Genomic DNA, 22,830 nt, shown 5'->3' with positions numbered 1-22,830 from the left:
ACATTTAGTTTGAGTAAAATAACGAGAGTTACATGAAATTAACGAACAAGATTCTCTTAGGTTGTGCCGTGATGTTGGTTTTTACCATGTCTGTTTTTTCTCAAGATATTTCCATTAAGATAGGGGAAAATGAGATAGGAATCAACCAGTATTTTACTATAACCATTCAGGTTGAAAATGATCGACTGAAGCAGTACAGCGATTTCCCTGAGATAGAAGGATTCATAAAAAGAGGGACCTCTTCATCAACAACTACCAACTACGTGAACGGTAGAATGTCATCTACGCAAAGCTTAACGCAGAATTATCAAGCTACGGAAAAAGGGACATTTCTTCTTGCTCCTTTTTATATGACCATTAATGGCGAAGAAATTAAATCTGAGGGTACGCAAATTGTAGTTGGAGATGCTGTGCAGCGGCAGGCACGAAAGAGTCCATTTAGCAGAGATCCATTTGAGGAGTTTTTCGGAGGAAGAAGTGAGACGGAAGAATTTGTTGATGTGGAAGCAGATGCTTTTGTTGCCCTTTCTCTGGATAAGGATGAGGTGTATGTTGGGGAGGGATTCACTGCTACACTCGCATTTTATGTGGCGGAATCCAATCGAGCTGAAATGAGGTTCTACGATCTTGCAAATCAAATTACTGAAATCGTAAAAACTGTAAAACCGCCTAACTGTTGGGAAGAAAACTTTAGTATTGATCAGATTTCAGGAGATCCGGTCACGATCGGAGGAAGGAACTATACCAGGTACAAAATTTATCAGACTGCCTATTATCCTTTGACACTGCAGGATATAGATTTCCCTTCTGTTGGCCTTAAAATGATCAAATATAGAGTTGCCAAGAACCCTTCGTTTTTCGGTAGAAACAGGCAAGAGGATTACGAGACATTTTACTCAAAAGCAAAGACGGTAAAGGTTATCGAGTTACCACCACATCCATTGAGAGATCAGGTAGCTGTAGGTAATTACAGATTGGATGAAGAATTGAGCAACGAGAGCTTAGCAACGGGACAAAGCTTTAATTATTCGTTCAATATTGTTGGTGAGGGAAATATCAGTTCCATTGAAGCTCCTGATCCGGGGAATAGCGATGTTTTTGATTTTTACGCTCCAAATGTGACTCAAAGAGTAAATCGTGCAGCGGGTAAAGTCACCGGGGTGAAGCGTTACGATTTTTATGCGATCCCAAATGAGCCAGGAGAGTATCAATTAGCCGATTTTTTCTCGTGGATTTATTTTAATCCGGCAATTGATTCCTATGACACTCTACGCTCTGAATATAACATTACTGTAACGGGAGATAGTAGAAAAAATCTCTCGATAGCTTCGAATGATTTAGGAGACTTTTATGACCAAATAGCTTCCGCCGACAATGACTTGCAGTCACTTGATGGAAATAGCTGGTTTACCATCATAGTTAATATCTTTATCGTTTTAATCTTAGGCTTTACTGCCTACCTGCTGTTTAAAAAGACAGCATGATTAATGGTCAAATTTTGATTACTTTTCTGTCATGAAAGCCATCGAATTCAAATCAAGCATTAAAAACAAGAAGATTACCATTCCAAAAAATGTGGATGAAGAGTTGTTGACCGATCGGGATGTAAAAGTTATTATTCTGTTTGAGGAAGCTAATGATTCTTTTGATGAGCTCACGGTATCACAGTTTTTGACAGGATATGATGAAGTAGACGCCATCTACGATGAAGCTTGAATTTGGAACCATTGTCCTTTTAAAATTTCCATTTTCCGATCTCAAAAAATCAAAAAAGAGACCCGCATTAGTAATATTGGATGCCGGAGATGGAGATATTTTAGTGGCAAGAATCACTTCTAAGGAATACCATTCTCATTTTGATGTTGTCCTTGATAATTGGGAGACCTATAACCTTAAGCTTCCATCTGTTGTCAGGCTGCATAAATTGGCTACTTTAAATGTAGGTATGGTGGATAGCATTTTAGGTAAACTCGATAAAAAGGATTTTAATAAGGTCAGGAGTAGTCAGTCGCCATTTGATTTATTAAGAGTAGATGGGTAATACACTCGGAAATATATTTAAGATCACTTCCTTTGGGGAGTCTCATGGAGCCGGAGTAGGCATTGTTATTGACGGATGTCCGGCCGAGATAGACTTAGATGTGGATTTTATTCAGTCTGAGCTTAACAGGCGTAAGCCCGGTCAATCCAAAATAACAACCCAAAGAAAAGAGGGGGATGCTTTCGAGTTTTTTTCCGGTGTATTTGATGGCAAATCAACAGGAGCTCCAATTACTATTCTGATCAAAAATCAAGATCAAAAAAGTAAGGATTACGATCACATAAAAGACATTTACCGCCCTTCGCATGCAGACTTTACATATCAGGAAAAATATGGCATTCGAGATTATAGAGGAGGAGGGCGAAGCTCAGCCAGAATAACTGCAGGCTGGGTAGCCGCGGGTGCCATTGCAAAACTTATTCTTAAGCAGGTCGGAATTTCAAGTCATGCATACGTTTCTCAGGTTGGGGGTTTGAAGCTTGAGAAACATTATACCGAGCTGGATCTTTCAAAAACAGATTCCAACGATGTAAGATGCCCCGATGAAAATATGGCCCAGCAAATGTTTGAGTACATTGATAAAGTAAGGAAAGAGCGAGATACCATAGGGGGCGTTGTGACCGGTTTAATAGCTGGTGTACCAGCGGGACTAGGCGAACCGCTTTTTGATAAGCTAAATGCTGCATTGGGTCATGCGATGCTCACAATCAATGCAGTAAAGGGATTCGAATTCGGAAGTGGCTTTGATGGTGTGCAAATGAGGGGGTCTGATCACAATGATATCATTGAAAACACAGGAGAAAAAATCAAAACCCAAACCAATCATTCGGGGGGAATACAAGGAGGGATTTCGAATGGCGAAGACATTTATTTTAATGTGGCCTTCAAGCCGGTAGCGACCATTATGCAGGATCAGGATTCCATAGATAAAGACGGGAAAGCCACAACCGTCAAAGGAAAAGGCCGCCATGACCCGTGTGTAGTCCCCCGTGCCGTACCAATTGTAGAGGCTATGTCTGCTATTGTCATGGCAGATTTCTATTTATTAGCTCAAACCAATAAATTGCGAGGCTAAGTTTCGGTCTAGATTATTTAATTTAACTACGAATCAACAACATGAAAAACCTACCCCTTCACGTAAAAATCATTATTGGCCTGGTGGCAGGTGTTGTATATGCATTTATTTCCAGTGCATTAGGGTGGAATGAATTCACCATCAATTGGATTGATCCTTTTGGTACCATATTCATTCGCATGTTGAAATTTATTGCTGTTCCATTAGTGCTGTTTTCGATTATTAGTGGAATCAGCGGATTAAGTGATATATCCAGGTTAGGTAAAATGGGTGCTAAAACCCTCGGCTTTTACCTGGTGACTACCGTTTTGGCAGTCTCACTAGGATTGCTTCTTGTCAATACAGTAAAGCCGGGTACATTTCTGGATGAAACGCAGCGTATTAAAAATCGCCTTTCTTATGAGCTCTGGGCCAATGAGACAGGGAAAGAGATAAAAGACAATAAAAACTTTTTGAATGATCCTCAATATGCGGATCTGGTATTGGAAGTATCAGGGTCAGAACAGGTGATTGATGAAAAGGTCGAGAAACTTCAAAGCAATGCAGAGTCTACCAAAGAGGCTTCTCCTTTACAGTTTTTAGTTGATATGGTTCCGGAAAACCTGGTCTTCTCCATCTCCAACAATGGACTGATGTTGCAGGTGATTTTCTTTGCGATATTTTTCGGGATTTCTATCGCTATAGTTGGACAGAAAGCCCAGCCAGTTGCTCAGTTCATTATTAGTATAAATGAGGTCTTTTTAAAGATGGTTGAGCTGGTGATGAAGGCGGCACCATATTTCGTGTTTGCACTATTGGCTGGTGTGATTGCAAAAATGGCGGATACTCCGGCTGAGGTATTGGAAATTTTCAGAAGCCTGGGGTCCTATGCCTTGACAATGGTAGTAGGATTAGGAACACTGATCTTCATTGTATACCCGATCATACTGATCCTTTTTGTAAAAGGAATGACCTATAAAAAGGTATTTAAAAATATCAGTCCTGCACAACTAATGGCATTTTCAACAAGCTCCAGTGCTGCAACACTACCTGTTACCATGAAGTGTGTTGAAAATAACATGGGTGTATCAAAGAATGTTGCCAGCTTTGTGCTGCCAATCGGTGCTACTGTAAACATGGATGGTACTAGCCTCCTACAAGCTGTTGCAGTAATATTCATGGCTCAGCTACACATGGTTGATTTGTCCCTTGGTCAGCAGTTAACAATTGTACTCACTGCCACACTAGCCTCAATCGGTGCTGCAGCAGTACCAAGCGCAGGGTTAATCATGATGATGATCGTACTAGGATCAGTCGGATTAAATCCAGCCTGGATCGCTATCATTTTTCCTGTTGATAGACCGCTTGATATGTTGCGAACTGTCGTTAATGTTACCGGTGATGCAACGGTAGCAACACTCGTGGCAGGCACAGAAGGAGAATTAAATCCAGAGGCCTAAGCCAGCATCAAATACGATATGTATACGGAAAGACCTATAGCTATCAGAATAACTGTAGCCATTATAGCTGCTTGAATTTTCTTGGTTACCATGACTTTTTGATTTAGGGTGATAAATAACGATTAAGAAGTATGGTGACTATATAAACGGCTATTCCTGAGCTACTTTCGAACTTTTCTACGAACTTTGTAATTGTATTGCTAAACGCACAAACTATGCAGATGACTGAGGAACCAAGAGTAGTGAATATCTACACTGAATCGAACCCTAATCCGAACTCCTTGAAGTTCGTTGTAAACTTCATGTTGATGCCTGAAGGGGTCAGCAGGGACTTTCCAACTATTGAGAGTGCGAACGAAGCACCGCTTGCTAAAGCCCTTTTTGAAACGTTTGATTTTGTGACAGGTGTATTTTACATGAGTAATTTCATTACGGTTACTAAGAAGGAAGAAATCGATTGGTTCGAAGTAAAGGCCAAGGTTCAACAGTTTATCAAAGATTTTCTTACCGATGGTAAGGAGATTCTTACGGAAGAAATCACTGACAATATTGATGAAGAATTGACGGGTAGTGATGCAGAAGCTAAAATCAAAGGGGTTTTAGAAGAATACATAAAGCCTGCTGTAGAAATGGATGGTGGCGCAATCAAACTTGCATCGTACAAAGACGGAATAGTAACGGTAACGCTTCAAGGGTCATGCAGTGGATGTCCTTCATCTACAATTACGCTTAAAAATGGCATTGAAAACCTGTTAAAGCGAATGGTTCCTGAGGTCAAAGAAGTGGTTGCAGAAGAGGGCTGATTTATTCATCTTTAAAGAAGTAAAGCTTCTTTTATGAAAAAATTATTCCTTGCGCTTCTATCGATAGGTATTTTACTTGCCTGTGAAAAGCCCGCAGCATCTTCAGCTGCTGAAAAATCCGAAATGATAATATCAAGCTATGACTCTTTGCTCGCGGTTGAAACGGGAGCAGATGACTATGGGATGAGAAGGTATGTAATGGCCTTATTGAAAGAAGGTCCAAATCGTGATCAAGATTCAACGGAAGCGGCACAACTGCAACGTGCTCATCTTGATAACATCACCCGAATGGCTGAAGAAGGAAAATTAGTGATGGCAGGGCCGTTTTTTGATAATTGGGAAGTAAAGGGCATTTATATTTTCGCTGTTGAGACAGTTGAAGAAGCAAGAGAGCTAACGGCAACAGATCCAGCCATTCAGGCAGGAAGGCTGGAAATGGAGTTGCACCCCTGGTATGGTAGTGCAGCTTTGATGAAGATGGGAGAAATGCACGAAAAGCTTGCCAAGGAATCTATATGATTGCCAATAGGATCAGAGTAAAAGGAAAAGTACAAGGTGTTTTTTTCAGAGCATCTACAGAGGAAAAAGCAAATCAGCTTGGTTTGAAAGGGTGGGTTCGTAACGAACCTGACGGATCAGTCTTAATTGAGATTGAAGGAAAAGAAGAGCCAATTAGGGATTTTAAGCAATGGTGCACCATCGGTCCGTCAGCTGCTCAAGTGGAAACAGTGAAGGTTGAAGAGATAGAAAAGCAAGGATTCACACGTTTCGAAGTGCGTCATTAGTGATTACTTGCTGAAATTCTGGATATCAAGAACAGTTAAGTTCACCGAATCAATGAGATCTGGATCAGTCCCAATTTCAATCGCGTTTGATTTCCAGCCAAAACTAGTAGGCTTAATAGATTTGATCGGGATTCCCTGTGACTGTAAAGTGAAAGCCACAATTTTAATATCTTCCACAGCTACATCCGATCCATAATAAATGACATTGCTACCAAGTCCGGCTGTCTCTGTTGCTTCTTTTTCATGAATGTAGTAGCCTAAATCTTTAAGGGCATAGACCTTTTCTCCATCCTGATCGTGCCGGTAGTACCTGATGACAACATCTTCACGCAACTGACCCTGAGGAAGCTTAGAAATAATAGGGGCTAAATAAGTGTTTTTTAGATCACTTAAATCGTTGGTGTTTGCAAAATCAGATCCCTGAGATTCATTTTCTTCCCAATCTCCCTGTTCTTGACCTGACGCCTCTTGCAGGTCGTCATTGACATTTGTAGCCACTTCTAACGTATCTGTGGTTGGCTGTGTTTCTATCCTTAAAGAATCAATACTGGCTCCTGCCTTCAAAACATCCTTCTTTTTAGGAGTCTCTGTTTTATTGCTGTTAGAAAACTTGGTTTCCTTGCTCTTTTTGTACTGATCAGCATCAAATACAAATATTTGCAGGATTTTAGCGATTCCTAAAAAAACAATCGCTAGGAAGAAGTAGACAGGAAATTTACCCTTTGACATATTCGTGATTTGGTAGCCTGAATTTAACGGTTAATCTGACAATTGACAACATCAATGAAGATTTAGGAGTGTTTGATAAGGTCGCTAAATGATCAAAAGGCATAAAAAAACCCACACCTGAAGGGGTGTGGGCTTGATTAAAATGCTTACTATCAGACTTCTTTTTTATTCAAATCCACCACAATTGGTGTAGCTATGAATATGGATGAATACGTACCTACAATAATTCCGACCAATAAAGCGAAGGAGAATCCTTGAAGAACTGCCCCACCAAAAAGGAATAAAACAAGCACCACAATCAAGGTAGTTAATGAAGTGATGAAGGTTCTACTCACTGTATTATTGAGTGATTCATTGAATACAGGGATTAGCTCAGAGCCTGATTTGATTCCCAGGTTTTCTCTGATTCTGTCGAATACCACCACTGTATCATTAATGGAATAACCAATGATGGTCAGAATTGCAGCAACAAATACCTGGTCAGCCTCAAAGGAGATTCCCGCAAGGTTTGCGATTGCAAAAGCAGACAATACAAACAAAGTATCGTGGAATAGTGCGATGATCGCCCCTAGCCCAAACTGCCATTTTCTAAATCGGAATACGATATAGATAAAGATACAGATCAGTGCAATGATTCCTGATTTATAGGATGAATTCTTAATATCATCAGCAATAGTGGCGGTCACTTTTGAAGAGCTGGATATAGTGAAATTCCCATCACTTAGCTGCGAACCATCCTCAATGTATGAAAGCCCTGTTGTTTCTGACAATCCTTTAATCAGCTCGTTTCTAACGACTAAATCAGCTTCGTCATTTTCTTCATCTATCTTATATGAAGTGGTAATCTTTAAAACGTTTGGAGCCCCAAAGGTTTTCACCTCTGTTCCTGCATTTTCAAAGTAGTTACTCAATGAAGTTTTTATCTCCGTTGGGTTTCTGGGCTCATCAAATGTGATTACATAAGATCTACCCCCCTTGAAGTCTACTCCTAAAGTAATACCCTTAACAAACATCGCTACAACCCCAATAGAGATGAAGACGATGCTAAACATATAGGCAAGCTTACGTTTGCTTAAGAAATCGATGTTCAGATTTGTCAGTGCATTTCTAGAGAATGCATTAGCAAATGAAAGCTTCGAATTATCTCCCTTCTTAGAGAATGCTTCTACAATCACTCTTGTGATGAATACAGCACTAAAGAATGAGCAAACAATACCTATCATCAATGTGATAGCAAAACCTTTTACAGGGCCTTGACCCAGCGTGAAAAGGATAAACCCAACAATCAAGGTGGTAACATTCGCATCAAAAATTGACCAGTAAGCTTTAGAGTACCCGGAAGAAATAGCTGCTTTTAACCCGGCTCCATTTCTTAGCTCTTCTTTAATTCTTTCGAAGATCAGTACGTTCGCATCGATCGCCATACCGATGGTAAGCACAATACCTGCTATACCTGGTAATGTCAGTGAAGTACCAAACTGGGCTAGAATACCCATGATGAAGAATACGTTGAAGAAAAGCGCAAGATTTGCAATCAAACCGCCTTTGGCGTAATAAAAAACCATGAACACAATCACGATGATTAGACCTATCATGATTGAGTTTAGTCCTTGACTCTGCGCTACTTTTCCGAGTGTTGGCCCTACAACAACATCTTCCACAATAGTAGTAGGAGCAGGAAGAGATCCGGCCTTTAGAATATTAGCAAGATCTTTTGCTTCTTCTATTGTTTTAAATCCACCGGAAATTGATGAGCTTCCATTTGGAATTTCACCATTTACATAAGGAGCAGAGAACACATAATTATCAAGAACAATAGCAATTCGTTGACCGATGTTTTCTCTTGTCATTTTCGCCCAGGTTCTTGAGCCTGTAGCATTCATTTGCATGCTAACTTCCGGTTCAGCTCGCTCATTTAATGAAGCAGTAGCGCTTGAGATAGTCTCTCCTGTAAGCGATGCTTTACCACTTCTATTGGTGCGAATAGGATATAGTTCCAATAAGTCTGGACCTCCAACATCTTCGCCTTTATCTTTTGGCTGCACATCCCACAAAAACTTCATAGTTGCTGGGATAATTGCTTGTACATCATCACGCTCCAGGATTCTATTGACCTTAGACGTATCTTTCACGTCATAAATCAATCCGCCATATTGTGAATTTACAAGTAAATCAAACAATGGAGATTGTGTTGTATTGATCAGAGAGTCCAGCGCATCATTTTCCGTTGAATCCCCTTCAGTGGAAGCAAGTGAATCTGTTTCACTACCCTCTAATAAAGCGGTAATGTCATCCTTTACTTGTTTGTCTCCCTCATCATCCAAATCAATAGAAGAAGGATTGTTTTTCATTTCCTCCACTATCAATGAATTGATAGACATAAGTACAGGTGCTACTTCCTGCTGCTGGTAAACCTCCCAGAACTCAAGTTTCGCAACACCTTGCAAAAGTTTTTTAACCCGTTGCGGATTATCAACTCCCGGAAGCTCAATTTGAATTCTGCCGGTTCCTTGTAATCTCTGAATGTTAGGCTGTGAGGTACCAAATCGATCAATCCTTGTTCTTAGAATATTGAATGATCGATCAATTGCACTTTCTACTTCAGTATCGATAATTTCAAGTATCTCAGCATCTGTGCTTTGAAGGCTGATTCTTCCTCTATTAGCTGCAGTAGCAAAGATTTGTGCAAGCTCTTTACCCGGTGCTCTCTCTTTGAACTCACTATAGAATTCATCAACAAAGTTTAATTGTGTACCTCGTACATTTTGTTTTGCTGCAGCTAATGCAGCTAGAAAATCCTGATCAGTGCTGTTTCCGCTTAATCCTTTGAGGATATCAATTGGAGATACCTCCAATGTTACGTGCATACCACCCTGAAGGTCAAGACCAAGATTTAATTCAGTTTCCTTGATTTCCTTGTAGGTGTAATCAATTCCGAATAGGTTGTAAACCGGCTCATTCCAGATAGAATCCAGATATCGCTGTTTTTCAGAAACGTCTACCGTTCCATCTGCATTCTCAGTAGCCGATCTGGCTTCTTTTTGAATGTTTTGAGAGATGTAAGTAAACGATAAATAGTAGATACAGAGTAATGAAATCAGTATCGTTAAAAAGACTATAAATCCTTTGTTTTTCATGGTTATAAGATTATTTCATTGGATTATCCAATGAGTTTTGGTTGTAAAATTTGCTTGAATTTGAGACTATAAAAATGGATAGACTCAGGGCGCGTTTGGAGAAATGATACGCCGGAAAAGTATTTTTAATGCTTTTTGACTAGCCGGTAGCAATGTCTTGACCACAGGCACTTTTTCATCTTCATCATCTTGATAAAAAAGCTCTGTAACTAAATACGATTGATAATCCAGGTTAATCTGTAAAGTAGAAGTAGGAACGATCGCTGACTTGGAGATTTGCTGGCTTGCATCGCTCTCTGATTCGCCTTGCTCCTGTTTATCCACCTGCTCATTTGGAATAATTACCGCCTGGGTAAGCACAAATATCCCTATCATCACGCCAAAAACAGCTTGATAAAATTTCTTCGATATAGATCTGAGTGGTTTCAAAGTGGGGGCAAATGTAGTAAAATCACTGATTAAGAAAAGCGGTTATTACTTTTAGTGCATTTTCAAAGCTGTCGTGATTAGGGATTATTAAGTCTGCGTAATCTTTTGAAGGCTCAATGTATTTTTTATAGGCGGGGGTCACATGATGCTCGTATCTGTAAAGCACGTCATCTAAATCATAACCCCTTTCCTTGGAATCGCGAATAATTCTTCGCTTCATCATCAGGTAATCCGGAGCTTCGATATATAGTTTTAAATCGAGTAGTTCACGAACGGTCTGTGTATGGAATGCGAATATTCCCTCCACAAGTATGATAGGCTTACTTTCAATAATCAGCTTCTTGGGCGTGGGGTTGTCCCGGTCATTATTGTAGGTATACTCGGTGATTTCAATGCTATTGCCTGAAATCAGAGTTAATAAGTCTTCACTAAATTTTTTTTGGTCAATAGAGTCAGGAGTATCGAAGTTCTCAATCCCCTCATCATCTTTGGGCTGACTTTTTTTGTCAATGTAGTAATTATCCATTGAATGTAGCGCTGCAGTGGGCACTTGACGAATCAGCTCATTCATGAAAAGTGTTTTTCCTGAACCACTACCCCCGGTTATTCCTACGACTATTGGTTTATTGGCTGACATGATGTAAATGTTCGAGTAGCTTTTGAATAGCTTTTGCTCTATGGGAGATGCGATTTTTCACTTCGGATGATAATTCAGCAAAGGTCTTATCATACCCTTTAGGCATGAATATGGGATCGTATCCAAAACCATTGGTTCCCCTTTTTTCAGTAATAATTTCCCCTTCTACATGCCCTTTAAATTGATGGGTGTCTCCCTCGCTATCAATAAAGGTAATTACTGTTTGGAATTCGGCGGATTTGTCAGTTTTACCCTTGAGGTTTGACAATAACAAGTCCATGTTTTTGTTATCGTCCTTTTCAAGACCAGCATATCTTGCCGAGTAGACTCCAGGCTCTCCATTAAGAGTGGTTACCAATAATCCACTATCATCAGCTAAAACCGGTAGTCGGTGTTTATCATAAACATACCTGGCTTTGATTAAGGAGTTTTCCTCTAGTGTCTTTCCGGTTTCCTGAATGTCCTCAGTAATTTGTAATTCATCAAGCCCGATGATCTGAATGTCATCGGGCATTAACTGATTGAGTTCTTTGACTTTGTTAGCATTATGCGAAGCAAAGCAAATCTTCATTTTATTGTTTGATTACTTTGGTAGGATAAAGTTCAAATAAAATCGGAGTATTAGGAGCGATTAGCGTTCCGTTTCCTCTCGTTCCGTATGCTATTCCGGAAGGAATGATAATAATTGATTTACCACCCACATTCATTTCTTTGAATGTCTCAGTGACACCATCTGAAAAGCCGGTAATAAATTGCTCATTGATGGTCCATCCCGATGAGGAATAGGTATAAGTCAAAGGTGCATATACTTTTCCTTGACTAAACAGCGTCAAAAACGTTTGGTGGATAGACTTATCTGCAAGACCCACACTATCCTGAAGAAAATGAGCTCTGATGCTATCGCCTACAGATTTTATTGATGTATCAAAAATGGTGTCGGATAGGAGAATACCTGTATAATCAAAAGAAACAATGTCACTTTCATCAATAGGTAAGCCATCGCCTTCCTCAAGGATTATATATCTTGTTCCGGTATCAGTGATTTTGTAATCATCATAGCCCTTCTCTGAAAGATATGCTGCAATAGCAATACTATCCTTCTCAAGCTGGATATCCGGATCTTCTTGAATGATCACATTTCCATCACCACAGGCCATTAAAAATGAAATGGCAGCCCCTAGTCCAATTAAAATCCCTTTTTTCATTTGATTACTCAACTATGTCTACTAGCTCAACGTCAAATACCAGGATAGAATTCGGTTTAATCACATTTCCTGAACTTCTACTTCCATATCCAAGTGGACTTGGTATATATAGTGTTGCTTTTGTGCCAACATTCAGCAAAGCAATTCCTTCATCCCATCCTTTTATCACTCTTCCTTGACCGATTGGAAAGGTAAATGGCTCGTAAACTCTACCCTCTCTATAAATACCTTGCTCTTTAGCAATTGATTCAATGCTTGTGTCAAAATATTCGCCACTCAAAACGTATCCTGCATAATTTACTTTTACGCTTTGTCCTACTTCAGGTTTAGGACCCGTTCCTTCTTCTTTGATTACATATCTCAATCCACTTTCAGTGGTTTGAGCATCAATACCTTTTTCTTCCAGGTAAGTATCTAAAAGCTCGTTATCGATGACCATTTGCTTTTCTGCAGCAGCCTCTGCTTTTTCAGCTACCATATCATAGTATCCTTGCTCAGTCAACTGATCTATGTAGGCAATTTCGAACTTGATTTTGCTGTCAGCCGGAATTGAGTCGGGAAGTGGTGCTCTAAACGTATTTTCGAATAACTCAGAAGCAACCAGTTCAAATCCAACACTATCTCCTGTTCTAAGCTGTGTCAGCACTTCAAAAAGTTCGCCTTGCGCTACTGCATTATTTGGATCAATCTTAAGAGGCATAGGCTCATTTGCATCCATCATCACAAATCCATTCTCAGTAGTATATTTTATTTTGAACATTGAAACTAGACTATCTACTGGTGTTTCTCCGTCCCCTTTTTCAACATAGGTAACAACTGTGCCACCTTCTGTTTCAAAGGTGTTGGATCCACATGCTACCATTATGATGGCTAATACGATATATCCTAATTTTCTCATTTGATTCTTGTATTTAAAATGTCTTTCTCTATTAATTCCTTGAATTTTTTTTCTGTTTCCTGTAGTGATAACTCTGACATTCCGCCAGAAGCATTCTTATGTCCACCACCACTAAAGTATTCTTCCGCGAATTTATTAACTGCAAAGTCCCCTATACTCCTGAATGATAGTTTTATTTCATTATCACGCTGGATAATAATTGCAGCAACTACTATGCCTTTGATTGAAAGCGCATAATTCACTAATCCTTCAGTATCTCCCTGCTTAAGTCTAAAATCTTTAAAGTCTTCCTCACCTATTATAAAGTAAGCAACACGGGATTTTTCATCGACTTTTAGTTTCTCAGCCAAAGCATGACCAAGAAACCGAAGGCGATCAAGTGAATTGGTGTCGTAAATGAGACGGCTCACCTTATTGACATCTGCCCCAAGATCTATAAGCTCGGCCACCATACGATGTATTTTGGAGGTGGTAGATGGATGCTTAAATGATCCTGTGTCAGTCATTATTCCTGCATAAAGGCATTCTGCAATATCCTTATCAATCGCATTTTTACCACTATACTCTACAATTAAGTCAAAAATGAGCTCGGCCGTTGCTGCAGACTTGTCATTCCAAAAATTAAAATCCGGCTTTATTTCAGGATTCAGATGATGATCCACTAGCGCAATCTTAGCTGAAGTGCCGGATGCTGCTTCTTTCATTCCCTTTATTCTTCCGAAACCGGAATAGTCAAGACAAAAAAGTAGTTCAGCATTAGCTAAAAGCTTTTCTGCAGCCTCTGTTGATTTTTCATAGTTTATCACCAAATGGTTGCCCGGCATCCACTCTAGGAAGTCAGGGTAGCTATTTGGGACAATCGTACTCACTTCATGACCCAATTGTATCAAAAAGTGATGCAGACCCAGTGAAGACCCCAATGCATCCGCATCCGGATTTGCATGAGTGGTAATAACGATCTTTTTAGGGGATTGTAAGAAGTCCTTTAACGCTTGTGTGTCCTTCATAAAAAATGCCCGAAACGGGCAAAAGTGAACCGCAAAATTAGTAACATTTATAAAACATGATAATGCTGAGTAAACTCTTTACGATTCCTTTATTTTTGCGGCGATTTTAGAAGCGTAAACAAAAACGAATAATGGCTGGAAAAAAGACTTTTACAATGATTAAGCCGGATGCGTATGCAGCTGGCAACTCTGGTGCAATCATTAAAATTATTGAGGAGGCAGGATTTAAAATTGAAGCAGCAAAATTGACGAAGCTTTCTGCTGAGCGTGCAGGTCAATTTTATGAAGTACACAAAGAGCGTCCGTTTTATAATGACTTAGTGGCTTATATGTCTTCTGGACCTATCATAGCAATGGTGCTTGAGAAGGATAATGCAGTGGAAGACTTCAGAAAGCTTATTGGTGCAACCAATCCTGCAGAAGCAGAAGAGGGAACGATCAGAAAGCAATTCGCAAAATCAATTGAAGCAAATGCAATTCATGGATCTGACTCTGATGAAAATGCTGCAATTGAAGCAAGCTTTTTCTTCTCCGCAACAGAGAGATTCTAATAAAAAATTGATTTTTTTAAGTAGGCCTGTTCATGATTTCATATGAACAGGTTTTTTTTATGCCTTCGCATCTGCCATAGCAGACTCATCGCGCCTTTCAATCCAGAAGTTGTTAAATCCTTCACCCAGGGAGATTACTATTTGCTTGAGCTGAAGAAGCTCCAGAATGGAAAGAAAGTTAAATATAACGAGGATTTTATCCGGCTTTTCTTCAATCATTTCAGCAAACGAGAGTTTTTTACCATACACTAAACGCTCCATTAGCTTGGTTTTTTGCTTATCTATCGTGTATGGATACTGTACTACCTGATGAACCGGCTTATTTTGTTCAAATTCATAACGCTTCATCACCTTTTGAAAGACCTTCATCATTTTATACAAATCAAGGTCCTGAAGCTCGGCTTCTACATTGATTGTTTCCGACAGGTGCCGAATCTCCTTTTTCAGATTGCCTCTTTTTTCTCGGTCAAGGCGATCTGATTCCATTTTTGAAAGCGTAGAGACCACTGACTTGTACTTCTTATATTCAAGCAGGTGCTTCACCAGTTCTTCTCTAGGATCAATCTCGTTACCTTCCTCATCTACTACGGGTCGTGGTAGTAGCATTTTAGCTTTTATACGCATTAAGGTAGCCGCCACCAAAATAAACTCACTGGCAACTTCAACATTTAGTTTTTCTAAATGCTCTAAATATTTGAGGAAGTCATCCGTGATTTTTGCGATCGGGATATCATAAATATCCAATTCGTCCCTTTCTATGAAGAATAGTAGTAAATCAAATGGCCCTTCAAACAGGGGAAGCTTAATTTCGAATTTTTGATCTGTAGTCACCTGCCAAAATTACTGACAATATGGAATTTCACTTTGATTAATTTACCTTTCTGTCTAATGCTTACTTTTGCAGACTGTCCTTCTATTAGAGCAGCAATTTTCAAACAATCTGAGCATTAGTATCGTTTGGAAGAAATACTGAAAAAACATGGAGATCAAACCCGGACCACTTTTAGCTGAAATTGATTCACCTGAGGATCTAAAAAAACTGGATGCCAGGCAGCTTACACAAGTATGTCAGGAACTTCGAGATTTTATCATTGATAATGTTTCTGTCTATGGAGGTCATTTTGGGGCCAGTCTGGGGGTTACTGAGCTCACAGTCGCATTGCATTATGTTTTTAATACGCCTACAGACCAACTGGTGTGGGACGTGGGTCATCAGGCGTATGGTCATAAAATCCTAACAGGACGAAAAGAAACATTTCATACCAACAGAAAATATAAGGGGATTTCAGGCTTCCCAAAACGTAGTGAGAGCGAATATGACACTTTCGGAGTGGGGCATTCATCAACATCAATCTCAGCAGCGCTTGGCATGGCTGAAGCTTCACGATTAAAAGAAGAAAAGGATAAACAGCACATTGCTGTTATTGGTGATGGAGCCATGACCGGAGGGTTAGCGTTTGAGGCAATGAACCATGCTGGAGTGAGCAATTCTAACTTATTGATAGTGCTCAATGATAATTGCATGTCAATTGACCCGAATGTTGGTGCATTAAAGGATTACTTAACAGATATCACTACAAGCCAGACTTACAACAAATTCAGAGATGAAATTTGGAAGCTCCTGGGTAAGATTAGCAAATTCGGGCCAAATGCACAGGAAATTGCAGCTAAGGTTGAAAACTCAATGAAGAGCTTGCTGCTCAAACAAAGTAACCTGTTTGAGTCTTTGAATCTACGATACTTTGGTCCAATAGATGGACATGATGTGAATCACTTAGTAGACGTGATGGAGGATCTGAAAAAGATCCCGGGTCCTAAGATTTTACACTGCCTGACTGTAAAAGGAAAGGGCTATGAGCTCGCTGAAAAAGATCAGACCTTGTGGCATGCTCCAGGCACTTTCGATAAGATTACAGGTGCCATTAACAAGAAGAAACATGACACGCCACAGCCTCCGAAATTTCAGGATGTGTTTGGTCACACTCTAGTTGAGTTAGCTGAAAAAAACGAGAAAATTGTAGGGATTACGCCTGCTATGCCGTCCGGATCTTCTATGAAAATCATGATGGAAGCCTTTCCTGATCGATCCTACGATGTGGGAATAGCTGAGCAACATGCTGTCACCTTCTCTGCAGGATTGGCAACCCAGGGCATGGTACCATTCTGCAATATTTACAGCACATTCATGCAGCGGGCTTATGATCAAGTGATTCATGATGTCTGCATTCAAAACCTACCTGTCATTTTCTGTATGGATAGGGCCGGAGTGGCAGGCGCTGATGGACCCACTCACCATGGAGCATATGATATTGCATATATGCGATGTATACCAAACATGGTGGTTTCCGCTCCTATGAATGAGTCGGAGTTAAGAAATCTAATGTTTACTGCTAGTGAGCACAACGGTCCATTTTCCATTCGATATCCTAGGGGGACAGGTGTAATGCCCGAGTGGAGGACTCCATTGGAGCAAGTAGAGATAGGAAAAGGACGAAGATTGATAGAAGGTGAAGAAATTGCTATTCTTTCCATTGGCCAGGTGGGGAATTATGCATTAGACGCAGCAGATGAATTAAGTAAAGAGGGTCTTAATCCTTCTGTTTATGATATGAGATTCGTAAAACCATTGGACGAAAATTTGCTGCATGATATATTCAAAAATCACAATGCTGTAATCACCGTAGAAGACGGATGTTTGATGGGAGGTTTTGGGTCTGCAGTATTGGAGTTCGCTGCTGATAATAATTACCAAGCAGCGGTTAAGCGACTTGGAATTCCTGATAAGATCATTGAGCATGGAGAGCAACCTCAGCTCCATAGGGAGTGCGAATATGATACTGAGGCAATTGTTAAAGCGGCGCATGAGTTGGTCGCTTCAAAAACTACCGTGATTTAAACTCTAGAAGCATTAAGACACTTCGTCATCACGATTAAGGATATTTTGTGTATTTTAAGAAATGATATGAATATTCATTTCAAGACCGCCTTGCTAACCACAATGCTGATGGTTAGTGTTTCCTGCAAGCAATCATCCTCTAGTAAATCAAATAATGATTATCCGGAGCGAGAGGAATTTATTATTGATTTAGATCTTCCAAAAATCAAAGAGCGAGGGTATCTCACTGCGATCATGGACAACAGCTCTACGGGTCTTTTTGTATACAAGGGCAAGACCATGGGTTATGAATACGAGCTTCTGAAGATGTTTTGTGAAGAACAAGGGCTGGAACTTCGTATAAATATTACGCAAAATTTGGGGGAAGCCTTCAACAAACTGAATACTGGTGAGGGAGATATCCTGGCATATAACCTAACCGTCACAAAGGAGCGAAAGAAGCGCATCGCCTTTACGCATTATCATAATCTTCAACGCCAGGTACTCATCCAAAGAAAGCCGGATAATTGGAGACAGATGAAGCTTCATGAAATTGAAAAAGAATTAATTAGAAATCCAGTAGAGCTTATAGGAAAGGAGGTTGTTGTGAGACCTTATTCGTCCTACTATGATCGTATGGCAAACCTGTCTGATGAAATTGGTGGAGATATCCTTATAGTACCGGGAGAAACCAACATTGAAACCGAACAATTAATCAAACAAGTCGCGGAGGGTAAAATTGATTATACGGTAGCTGAGGAAGACGTTGCGCTAGTAAACTCAACATACTACCCAAATCTTGATATCAAAACGCCGGTAAGTTTTTCTACGCAGATAGCATGGGGCGTTCGAAAAAATGCGGATCAGTTGTTAGCTGCCTTAAACGATTGGATTTTGAGAATGCGAAAAACGACTGATTACTATGTGATTTACGATAAGTATTTTAGGAGCTCAAAGTCTGCATTAAGAAGATCAAGAAGTAAATACTCGACCATAAACGGTGAGGGTGCAATATCTCCTTATGATAGTTTGATTCAAAATGCTGCTGCTGAACTTGGATGGGATTGGTTGCTGCTAGCCGCACAAGTATTCAGGGAATCGAAGTTTGACCAAAACGCCGAGTCCTGGGCAGGAGCGATAGGGTTGATGCAAGTAATGCCTAGAACAGGGAGGGAGTACGGAGTTAAAAACTTGTATGATCCCGATCAGAATATTTACGCGGGTATGAAGCATCTGATTTGGTTGCAGCGCCAATGGAAGAAAAAGATCGATGACGATGCAGAAAGGCTGAAATTTGTACTTGCTTCATATAATGTTGGGCTTGGGCATCTACAGGATGCAGTCAGACTTACAGAAAAATATGGAGGCAACACCGAAAGCTGGGATGATGTAAGCCAGTATTTGCTGAAAAAATCCCGGTCAAAATATTTTAATGATCCTGTAGTTGAATATGGATATTGTAGGGGATCAGAACCTGTGGAATATGTAGACCGCATTTTAGACATCTATCAGAATTACAAAGAGATTCTACAGCAGGAAAGTCAAATGCAAACCATTGCAAAGGAGTAAGCCTAAGGCAAAAATGATTTATTCCTATACCGGCTATCTGACGAAACAAATTATCTTTAGGCCCCAATAGCCACCATAGAAATGAAAAATCAGCACGAGACACTACTTGAAGAATATCATAAAGTAAGAAAGTCTGAGCTAGGCCTTGATCAGTTTACTTACATTTTAAAAATTTACCCCTCCTTGCTCGTATGTATGAGTGATGGAAAACTGGACAAAGAAGAGTGGGATGGAGTGCTTAATATTTCCAAGGGGTTGGCGCTTCTCTACCTGGACCAGATGCCCAATACAAATGCTGAAAAAGTTGAAAGCCTTTTCAGAACCGAGTTTCGATACCTACTTGAGAATATTGATAAGTGGGAGAAAAAGTTTTTAAACACGCTTAAAAGCTATTTGGAAGAACACCCTGATGAGCGAGAGTTTGTTTATGAAGCCATGTATTTGTTTGCAAATGCAGCAGACGGTATTTCTGCTGACGAGCAGCGAACGATAGACTCGTTGACTAGTCGCCTTTCTTTAGAGTATTAAAGCGGGCAATTACTTCACTAAAATCAATTTCACCTTTTTGATTCAAAAATTCATCCATTACCTTTTTCTGGATCTTTCCTAGCCTTAATGCTTCTGAATATGGTAAGTCTGAGAAGGTGACCATACTATAAAGAGGGATCCATTCCTTAGGATATTGCTCCTGAATCTGCGCTTCAAGTTTTTTCCTTCTCAGGAAATCCGGATCACCCACATGATCGCGCATCTCAATAAAGTTATGAAGCGCTAGTTCTGATATAGCATCCGCATCTTTTTTTCTGGTAGAACTATAAGCTGGTAATATTTCATTCCATTTCCAGTTCATTTCTTTAGCCATCTCCACTAAAAGGCGGACATCCTCAAATCCTGAGTTCATCCCCTGACCGTAAAAGGGAACAATCGCATGAGCTGCATCACCCAGAAGGAGCGTGTTGTTTTTATGCCATGGTTCGCACTTAGTTGTGACTAGAGAAGAAGTTGGGTTGGTAAAAAATTGATCAGCTAAATCTGGGATTAAATCCTTTGCATCCTTAAAATATTTGTCAAAGAAATCATTGACTTCCTCTTTGGTATTCAATTTAGCAAATGACGGACTTCCTTCAAAAGGGAAAAAGAGGGTGCAGGTGAATGTTTTGTCGTTATTGGGCAGTGCAATTAACATGAAGTTTCCCCTTGGCCAAATGTGCAGATAATTTGGCTCTAGTAAAAAATTCCCATTTCTTGGTTCAATACACAATTCTTTATATCCATGCTCGATGTAATGCTGAGAAAAATTGAATCGATCTGTGAACTGTAGTTTTTTTCTGATTGCAGAAAATGCCCCATCTGTTCCTACGATCAAGTCTGACCGGATGGATTTGCCGTTATCAAATTGTATTATACTTTTTTCAAAATCCACATCGGTGCATTTGTGATCAAAATGAACCTCAACGCCTGCTTTCTCTGCACTTTCTATCAGTAGTTCATTTAATTGGGCACGGGATACAGAGTTGATGAATTGGCCTTCTTTTCCATAGGGCTGAAATGTAAGCTCGCCAGCTTCGTCATGCATCATCCGCCCCTTCATTGGGATCAAATACGGCTCGATGATGTCATAAACGCCAGCCATTTTTAGTGGAAGAATCCCTCTCCGACTCAAAGCAAGGTTGATTGAGCGACCTTCAGCAACTTCTGATTTTCGAGGATCTTTTCGCTTTTCAAAGACCTGGACATCAAATCCTTTTTGCTTTAAGATTACGGCCAGTAATGAGCCTACCAGCCCGGCACCAACAATGCTGATTTTATCCTTCATTGGAAATAGCTTCTTCAAGAATTTTGACAAAGTTCACTGCGTCAGTGAATGAATTGTAAAGCGGCACTGGAGCCACGCGAATGACGTTAGGCTCTCGCCAGTCCAGAATTACCCCTCGTTCAATCAGATACTCAAACACGCTTTTCCCGTGATTGGTTAGATATATCGAAAGTTGAGCTCCACGCTCTTCATGACTTGTAGGAGTGAGAATCTTTATTTGATTATTGAGCACTTCAGAATTTAACATCAATTCCTCCATAAAATCCGTCAACAACAGGCTTTTAGCTCTCAAATTTTCCATGCCAGCCTCTTCAAATACCGAAAGGGATGCAAGATGTGATGCATGAGAAAGAATATTCACATTACTCAGCTGCCAGCCATCAACAGTAGGAATTGGATTGATCTGATTAGCCATTTTAAAGCGTGCCTCAGCATTATGTCCCCACCATCCGGATAATCGTGGCATCTCTTTGTTTTTACCATGATTTTCGTGGATAAACAATCCTCCTACACCTCCTGGGCCTGAGTTGAGATATTTATATGTGCACCAAACAGCAAAGTCAGCCTTGTCCTCATGAAGGTTTAGTGGTACATTCCCCACAGCATGAGCCAGGTCAAATCCTGCATATGCGCCCACTTTATGCGCTGCAGCAGCAATTTGGTTGATATCAAAAAACTGTCCGGTGTAATACTGAATGCCGGGAAACATCACCAAAGCTAATTCATCTCCGAGCTCTTCAATTTTTCGAATGATTTCCTGAGTGCTAAGGTTATCCGATCCAACTGCCGGCTCTAATTCAATAAGGTTTTCCTCAGGGTCATAGCCACTTACTTTAATCCGTGAATTAACCGCATAAAAATCGGAAGGGAATGCTCCTTTTTCAATTAAGATTTTTGATCGTTTTCCTTTCGGCTGGTAAAAGGAGGCGAGTGCAAGGTGCAGGTTTGTGGTCAGGTTATTCATGGCCACTACCTCGTGTTCATGAGCACCTACAATTTTTGAGAGATATGGCTTAGCATTCTGATGATAACTTACCCATGGTTTATCACCGGTGAAATGCCCTTCTACGCCCCATTTTTTCCACTTTTGAAGCTCTTCATTCACAAATTCAGAAGTTCTTTTTGGCTGTAACCCCAGAGAATTTCCACACAGATAGATGCAGTCTTTTCCATCTTTTTGAGGAAAGTGAAACTCCGACCGGAATTTAGATAGCTGATCCTGCTCGTCTAGTTGTTTGGCTTTTTGTAATGCTTCTTCCTTCAAAATGATTGTTTAGTCAGTAAATCGTGGATCCGTTTCCATGATTTCACCGCAATTATCGCAAGTTCTTAACTCTTCAGAATTGAAAAACTCTCTAAATCTTGGAAGAAAGTCTTTTTCAATGTTTGTGAGGTGGAAATATGTTTCGTGCAGTTTGTTGTTGCAGTTGTCGCAGTACCAAAGCAACCCATCCTGATGAGTTGACTCCCTTTTTCGCTCGATTACAAGCCCTACTGTATTGGCTGGCCTGGCGGGCGAATGCGGAATCCTCGCTGGGTGTAGGTACATTTCACCCTCCTTAATCGGAATTTTTACAGCCTTTCCGTCTTCCTGAATGGTTACCTCTATATCTCCCTCCAGTTGATAAAAGAGTTCTTCTGTTTCATTGTAATGATAGTCTTTGCGTGCATTTGGTCCACCCACAATCATCACTATATAGTCACCAGCGTCAGCATAGAGGTTTTTATTTCCTACCGGAGGCTTTAGCAGGTCTCGATTATCTTCTATCCATTTTTGAAGGTTAAAGGGTCTTTTTATCGCCATGTCAGAGATGTTTATTTTTGAAGAAAAGTT

The 22,830-nt window shown here is 40.2% G+C and carries 24 protein-coding genes; 12 read left to right on the top strand and 12 right to left on the bottom strand.

Going from position 1 to position 22,830, the window contains the following annotated elements; genetic code table 11:
• The first annotated feature begins 32 nt into the window (after positions 1-32).
• The 8 genes from ACQK2H_RS19395 (at position 33) to ACQK2H_RS19360 (ending at position 6,143) form a co-directional block, all read left to right on the top strand.
• The gene (locus ACQK2H_RS19395; RefSeq protein WP_425393041.1) at positions 33-1,484 is read left to right on the top strand and encodes a BatD family protein; all 1,452 of its coding nucleotides are present in this window, start codon (positions 33-35) and stop codon (positions 1,482-1,484) included.
• Between the two features lie 31 nt (positions 1,485-1,515).
• Entirely contained in the window at positions 1,516-1,716 is a 201-nt protein-coding gene (locus ACQK2H_RS19390) for a hypothetical protein (protein WP_425393040.1), read from the top strand.
• The gene (locus tag ACQK2H_RS19385; protein ID WP_425393039.1) at positions 1,706-2,041 is read left to right on the top strand and encodes a type II toxin-antitoxin system PemK/MazF family toxin; all 336 of its coding nucleotides are present in this window, start codon (positions 1,706-1,708) and stop codon (positions 2,039-2,041) included. The genes ACQK2H_RS19390 and ACQK2H_RS19385 overlap by 11 nt, the downstream gene beginning before the upstream one ends.
• Entirely contained in the window at positions 2,034-3,116 is a 1,083-nt protein-coding gene (aroC, locus tag ACQK2H_RS19380) for a chorismate synthase (protein ID WP_425393038.1), read from the top strand. The genes ACQK2H_RS19385 and aroC overlap by 8 nt, the downstream gene beginning before the upstream one ends.
• A gap of 41 nt (positions 3,117-3,157) precedes the next feature.
• Entirely contained in the window at positions 3,158-4,555 is a 1,398-nt protein-coding gene (locus ACQK2H_RS19375; RefSeq protein ID WP_425393037.1) for a dicarboxylate/amino acid:cation symporter, read from the top strand.
• Between the two features lie 215 nt (positions 4,556-4,770).
• Positions 4,771-5,358: a NifU family protein gene (locus ACQK2H_RS19370; RefSeq protein ID WP_425393036.1), complete on the top strand. Its 588-nt coding sequence runs from the start codon at positions 4,771-4,773 to the stop codon at positions 5,356-5,358.
• Positions 5,359-5,391: 33 nt separating this feature from the next.
• Positions 5,392-5,877, top strand: a complete 486-nt coding sequence (locus ACQK2H_RS19365) for a YciI family protein (RefSeq protein WP_425393035.1) — start codon at positions 5,392-5,394, stop codon at positions 5,875-5,877.
• Positions 5,874-6,143 carry an acylphosphatase gene (locus tag ACQK2H_RS19360; protein ID WP_425393034.1) on the top strand — a complete coding sequence of 90 codons (270 nt, stop codon included), beginning with the start codon at positions 5,874-5,876 and terminating at the stop codon, positions 6,141-6,143. The genes ACQK2H_RS19365 and ACQK2H_RS19360 overlap by 4 nt, the downstream gene beginning before the upstream one ends.
• Positions 6,144-6,146: 3 nt before the next feature.
• Here ACQK2H_RS19360 and ACQK2H_RS19355 read toward each other — a convergent pair whose 3' ends face one another.
• From ACQK2H_RS19355 to ACQK2H_RS19320, 8 genes are all read right to left on the bottom strand, one after another.
• Positions 6,147-6,872 (bottom strand): hypothetical protein, encoded by a 726-nt coding sequence (locus ACQK2H_RS19355; protein ID WP_425393033.1) that lies wholly within the window; start codon positions 6,870-6,872, stop codon positions 6,147-6,149.
• Positions 6,873-7,024: 152 nt separating this feature from the next.
• Positions 7,025-10,009, bottom strand: coding sequence for a protein translocase subunit SecDF (gene secDF, locus ACQK2H_RS19350; RefSeq protein ID WP_425393032.1), 2,985 nt, complete (start codon positions 10,007-10,009; stop codon positions 7,025-7,027).
• An 84-nt stretch (positions 10,010-10,093) separates the two neighbouring features.
• Positions 10,094-10,438, bottom strand: a complete 345-nt coding sequence (locus ACQK2H_RS19345; protein ID WP_425393031.1) for a hypothetical protein — start codon at positions 10,436-10,438, stop codon at positions 10,094-10,096.
• A gap of 22 nt (positions 10,439-10,460) precedes the next feature.
• A complete protein-coding gene (locus tag ACQK2H_RS19340; protein ID WP_425393030.1) occupies positions 10,461-11,075 on the bottom strand; it encodes a uridine kinase family protein in 615 nt (204 codons plus the stop codon).
• Entirely contained in the window at positions 11,062-11,646 is a 585-nt protein-coding gene (gene rdgB / locus ACQK2H_RS19335) for an RdgB/HAM1 family non-canonical purine NTP pyrophosphatase (RefSeq protein WP_425393029.1), read from the bottom strand. Before rdgB ends, ACQK2H_RS19340 begins: the two co-directional genes overlap by 14 nt.
• A gap of 1 nt (position 11,647) precedes the next feature.
• A complete protein-coding gene (locus tag ACQK2H_RS19330) occupies positions 11,648-12,280 on the bottom strand; it encodes an FKBP-type peptidyl-prolyl cis-trans isomerase (protein WP_425393028.1) in 633 nt (210 codons plus the stop codon).
• 4 nt (positions 12,281-12,284) lie between these two features.
• Positions 12,285-13,178, bottom strand: coding sequence for an FKBP-type peptidyl-prolyl cis-trans isomerase (locus ACQK2H_RS19325; protein ID WP_425393027.1), 894 nt, complete (start codon positions 13,176-13,178; stop codon positions 12,285-12,287).
• Positions 13,175-14,185 carry a DHH family phosphoesterase gene (locus ACQK2H_RS19320; protein ID WP_425393026.1) on the bottom strand — a complete coding sequence of 337 codons (1,011 nt, stop codon included), beginning with the start codon at positions 14,183-14,185 and terminating at the stop codon, positions 13,175-13,177. The genes ACQK2H_RS19325 and ACQK2H_RS19320 overlap by 4 nt, the downstream gene beginning before the upstream one ends.
• A 131-nt stretch (positions 14,186-14,316) precedes the next feature.
• Between ACQK2H_RS19320 and ACQK2H_RS19315 the strand changes: the two genes are divergently transcribed.
• Positions 14,317-14,736: a nucleoside-diphosphate kinase gene (locus ACQK2H_RS19315; protein WP_425393025.1), complete on the top strand. Its 420-nt coding sequence runs from the start codon at positions 14,317-14,319 to the stop codon at positions 14,734-14,736.
• Between the two features lie 57 nt (positions 14,737-14,793).
• Here ACQK2H_RS19315 and ACQK2H_RS19310 read toward each other — a convergent pair whose 3' ends face one another.
• A complete protein-coding gene (locus tag ACQK2H_RS19310) occupies positions 14,794-15,567 on the bottom strand; it encodes a segregation and condensation protein A (protein WP_425393024.1) in 774 nt (257 codons plus the stop codon).
• A 148-nt stretch (positions 15,568-15,715) separates the two neighbouring features.
• Here ACQK2H_RS19310 and dxs point away from each other — a divergent pair, with 148 nt between their 5' ends.
• The 3 genes from dxs to ACQK2H_RS19295 all read left to right on the top strand — a co-directional run bounded on the left by dxs (position 15,716) and on the right by ACQK2H_RS19295 (position 19,708).
• Positions 15,716-17,632, top strand: a complete 1,917-nt coding sequence (gene dxs / locus ACQK2H_RS19305) for a 1-deoxy-D-xylulose-5-phosphate synthase (protein WP_425393023.1) — start codon at positions 15,716-15,718, stop codon at positions 17,630-17,632.
• 66 nt (positions 17,633-17,698) lie between these two features.
• On the top strand, positions 17,699-19,180 hold the full coding sequence (locus ACQK2H_RS19300) for a transglycosylase SLT domain-containing protein (protein ID WP_425393022.1): 1,482 nt from the start codon (positions 17,699-17,701) through the stop codon (positions 19,178-19,180).
• 81 nt (positions 19,181-19,261) lie between these two features.
• Positions 19,262-19,708 carry a hypothetical protein gene (locus ACQK2H_RS19295; protein WP_425393021.1) on the top strand — a complete coding sequence of 149 codons (447 nt, stop codon included), beginning with the start codon at positions 19,262-19,264 and terminating at the stop codon, positions 19,706-19,708.
• On the opposite strand, the gene ACQK2H_RS19290 is transcribed toward ACQK2H_RS19295, so the two are convergent.
• From ACQK2H_RS19290 to ACQK2H_RS19280, 3 genes are read right to left on the bottom strand one after another with little or no spacing between them, the layout of a single operon-like run.
• On the bottom strand, positions 19,683-21,014 hold the full coding sequence (locus tag ACQK2H_RS19290; RefSeq protein WP_425393020.1) for an FAD-dependent oxidoreductase: 1,332 nt from the start codon (positions 21,012-21,014) through the stop codon (positions 19,683-19,685). The two genes, ACQK2H_RS19295 and ACQK2H_RS19290, sit on opposite strands and share 26 nt — an antisense overlap.
• Positions 20,986-22,260 carry a kynureninase gene (kynU, locus tag ACQK2H_RS19285; RefSeq protein ID WP_425393019.1) on the bottom strand — a complete coding sequence of 425 codons (1,275 nt, stop codon included), beginning with the start codon at positions 22,258-22,260 and terminating at the stop codon, positions 20,986-20,988. The genes ACQK2H_RS19290 and kynU overlap by 29 nt, the downstream gene beginning before the upstream one ends.
• Positions 22,261-22,269: 9 nt before the next feature.
• Positions 22,270-22,800: a 3-hydroxyanthranilate 3,4-dioxygenase gene (locus ACQK2H_RS19280; RefSeq protein ID WP_425393018.1), complete on the bottom strand. Its 531-nt coding sequence runs from the start codon at positions 22,798-22,800 to the stop codon at positions 22,270-22,272.
• Positions 22,801-22,830 lie beyond the last annotated feature (30 nt).

It is taken from the genome of Ekhidna sp. (assembly GCF_965228795.1).
In the GTDB taxonomy this organism is placed as follows: domain Bacteria; phylum Bacteroidota; class Bacteroidia; order Cytophagales; family Cyclobacteriaceae; genus Ekhidna.
Note: the sequence above shows the minus strand (reverse complement) of the source record. Positions and strands in the feature narration are given on the sequence as shown.

What these genes read in the sequence shown, in the direction of transcription:
- ACQK2H_RS19395 (WP_425393041.1), top strand. Translation starts at nt 33, where the DNA reads ATGAAATTAACGAACAAGATTCTCTTAGGTTGTGCCGTGATGTTGGTT.
- ACQK2H_RS19390 (WP_425393040.1), top strand. Translation starts at nt 1,516, where the DNA reads ATGAAAGCCATCGAATTCAAATCAAGCATTAAAAACAAGAAGATTACC.
- ACQK2H_RS19385 (WP_425393039.1), top strand. Translation starts at nt 1,706, where the DNA reads ATGAAGCTTGAATTTGGAACCATTGTCCTTTTAAAATTTCCATTTTCC.
- aroC (WP_425393038.1), top strand. Translation starts at nt 2,034, where the DNA reads ATGGGTAATACACTCGGAAATATATTTAAGATCACTTCCTTTGGGGAG.
- ACQK2H_RS19375 (WP_425393037.1), top strand. Translation starts at nt 3,158, where the DNA reads ATGAAAAACCTACCCCTTCACGTAAAAATCATTATTGGCCTGGTGGCA.
- ACQK2H_RS19370 (WP_425393036.1), top strand. Translation starts at nt 4,771, where the DNA reads ATGCAGATGACTGAGGAACCAAGAGTAGTGAATATCTACACTGAATCG.
- ACQK2H_RS19365 (WP_425393035.1), top strand. Translation starts at nt 5,392, where the DNA reads ATGAAAAAATTATTCCTTGCGCTTCTATCGATAGGTATTTTACTTGCC.
- ACQK2H_RS19360 (WP_425393034.1), top strand. Translation starts at nt 5,874, where the DNA reads ATGATTGCCAATAGGATCAGAGTAAAAGGAAAAGTACAAGGTGTTTTT.
- ACQK2H_RS19355 (WP_425393033.1), bottom strand. Translation starts at nt 6,872, where the DNA reads ATGTCAAAGGGTAAATTTCCTGTCTACTTCTTCCTAGCGATTGTTTTT.
- secDF (WP_425393032.1), bottom strand. Translation starts at nt 10,009, where the DNA reads ATGAAAAACAAAGGATTTATAGTCTTTTTAACGATACTGATTTCATTA.
- ACQK2H_RS19340 (WP_425393030.1), bottom strand. Translation starts at nt 11,075, where the DNA reads ATGTCAGCCAATAAACCAATAGTCGTAGGAATAACCGGGGGTAGTGGT.
- rdgB (WP_425393029.1), bottom strand. Translation starts at nt 11,646, where the DNA reads ATGAAGATTTGCTTTGCTTCGCATAATGCTAACAAAGTCAAAGAACTC.
- ACQK2H_RS19330 (WP_425393028.1), bottom strand. Translation starts at nt 12,280, where the DNA reads ATGAAAAAAGGGATTTTAATTGGACTAGGGGCTGCCATTTCATTTTTA.
- ACQK2H_RS19325 (WP_425393027.1), bottom strand. Translation starts at nt 13,178, where the DNA reads ATGAGAAAATTAGGATATATCGTATTAGCCATCATAATGGTAGCATGT.
- ACQK2H_RS19320 (WP_425393026.1), bottom strand. Translation starts at nt 14,185, where the DNA reads ATGAAGGACACACAAGCGTTAAAGGACTTCTTACAATCCCCTAAAAAG.
- ACQK2H_RS19315 (WP_425393025.1), top strand. Translation starts at nt 14,317, where the DNA reads ATGGCTGGAAAAAAGACTTTTACAATGATTAAGCCGGATGCGTATGCA.
- dxs (WP_425393023.1), top strand. Translation starts at nt 15,716, where the DNA reads ATGGAGATCAAACCCGGACCACTTTTAGCTGAAATTGATTCACCTGAG.
- ACQK2H_RS19300 (WP_425393022.1), top strand. Translation starts at nt 17,699, where the DNA reads ATGAATATTCATTTCAAGACCGCCTTGCTAACCACAATGCTGATGGTT.
- ACQK2H_RS19295 (WP_425393021.1), top strand. Translation starts at nt 19,262, where the DNA reads ATGAAAAATCAGCACGAGACACTACTTGAAGAATATCATAAAGTAAGA.
- ACQK2H_RS19280 (WP_425393018.1), bottom strand. Translation starts at nt 22,800, where the DNA reads ATGGCGATAAAAAGACCCTTTAACCTTCAAAAATGGATAGAAGATAAT.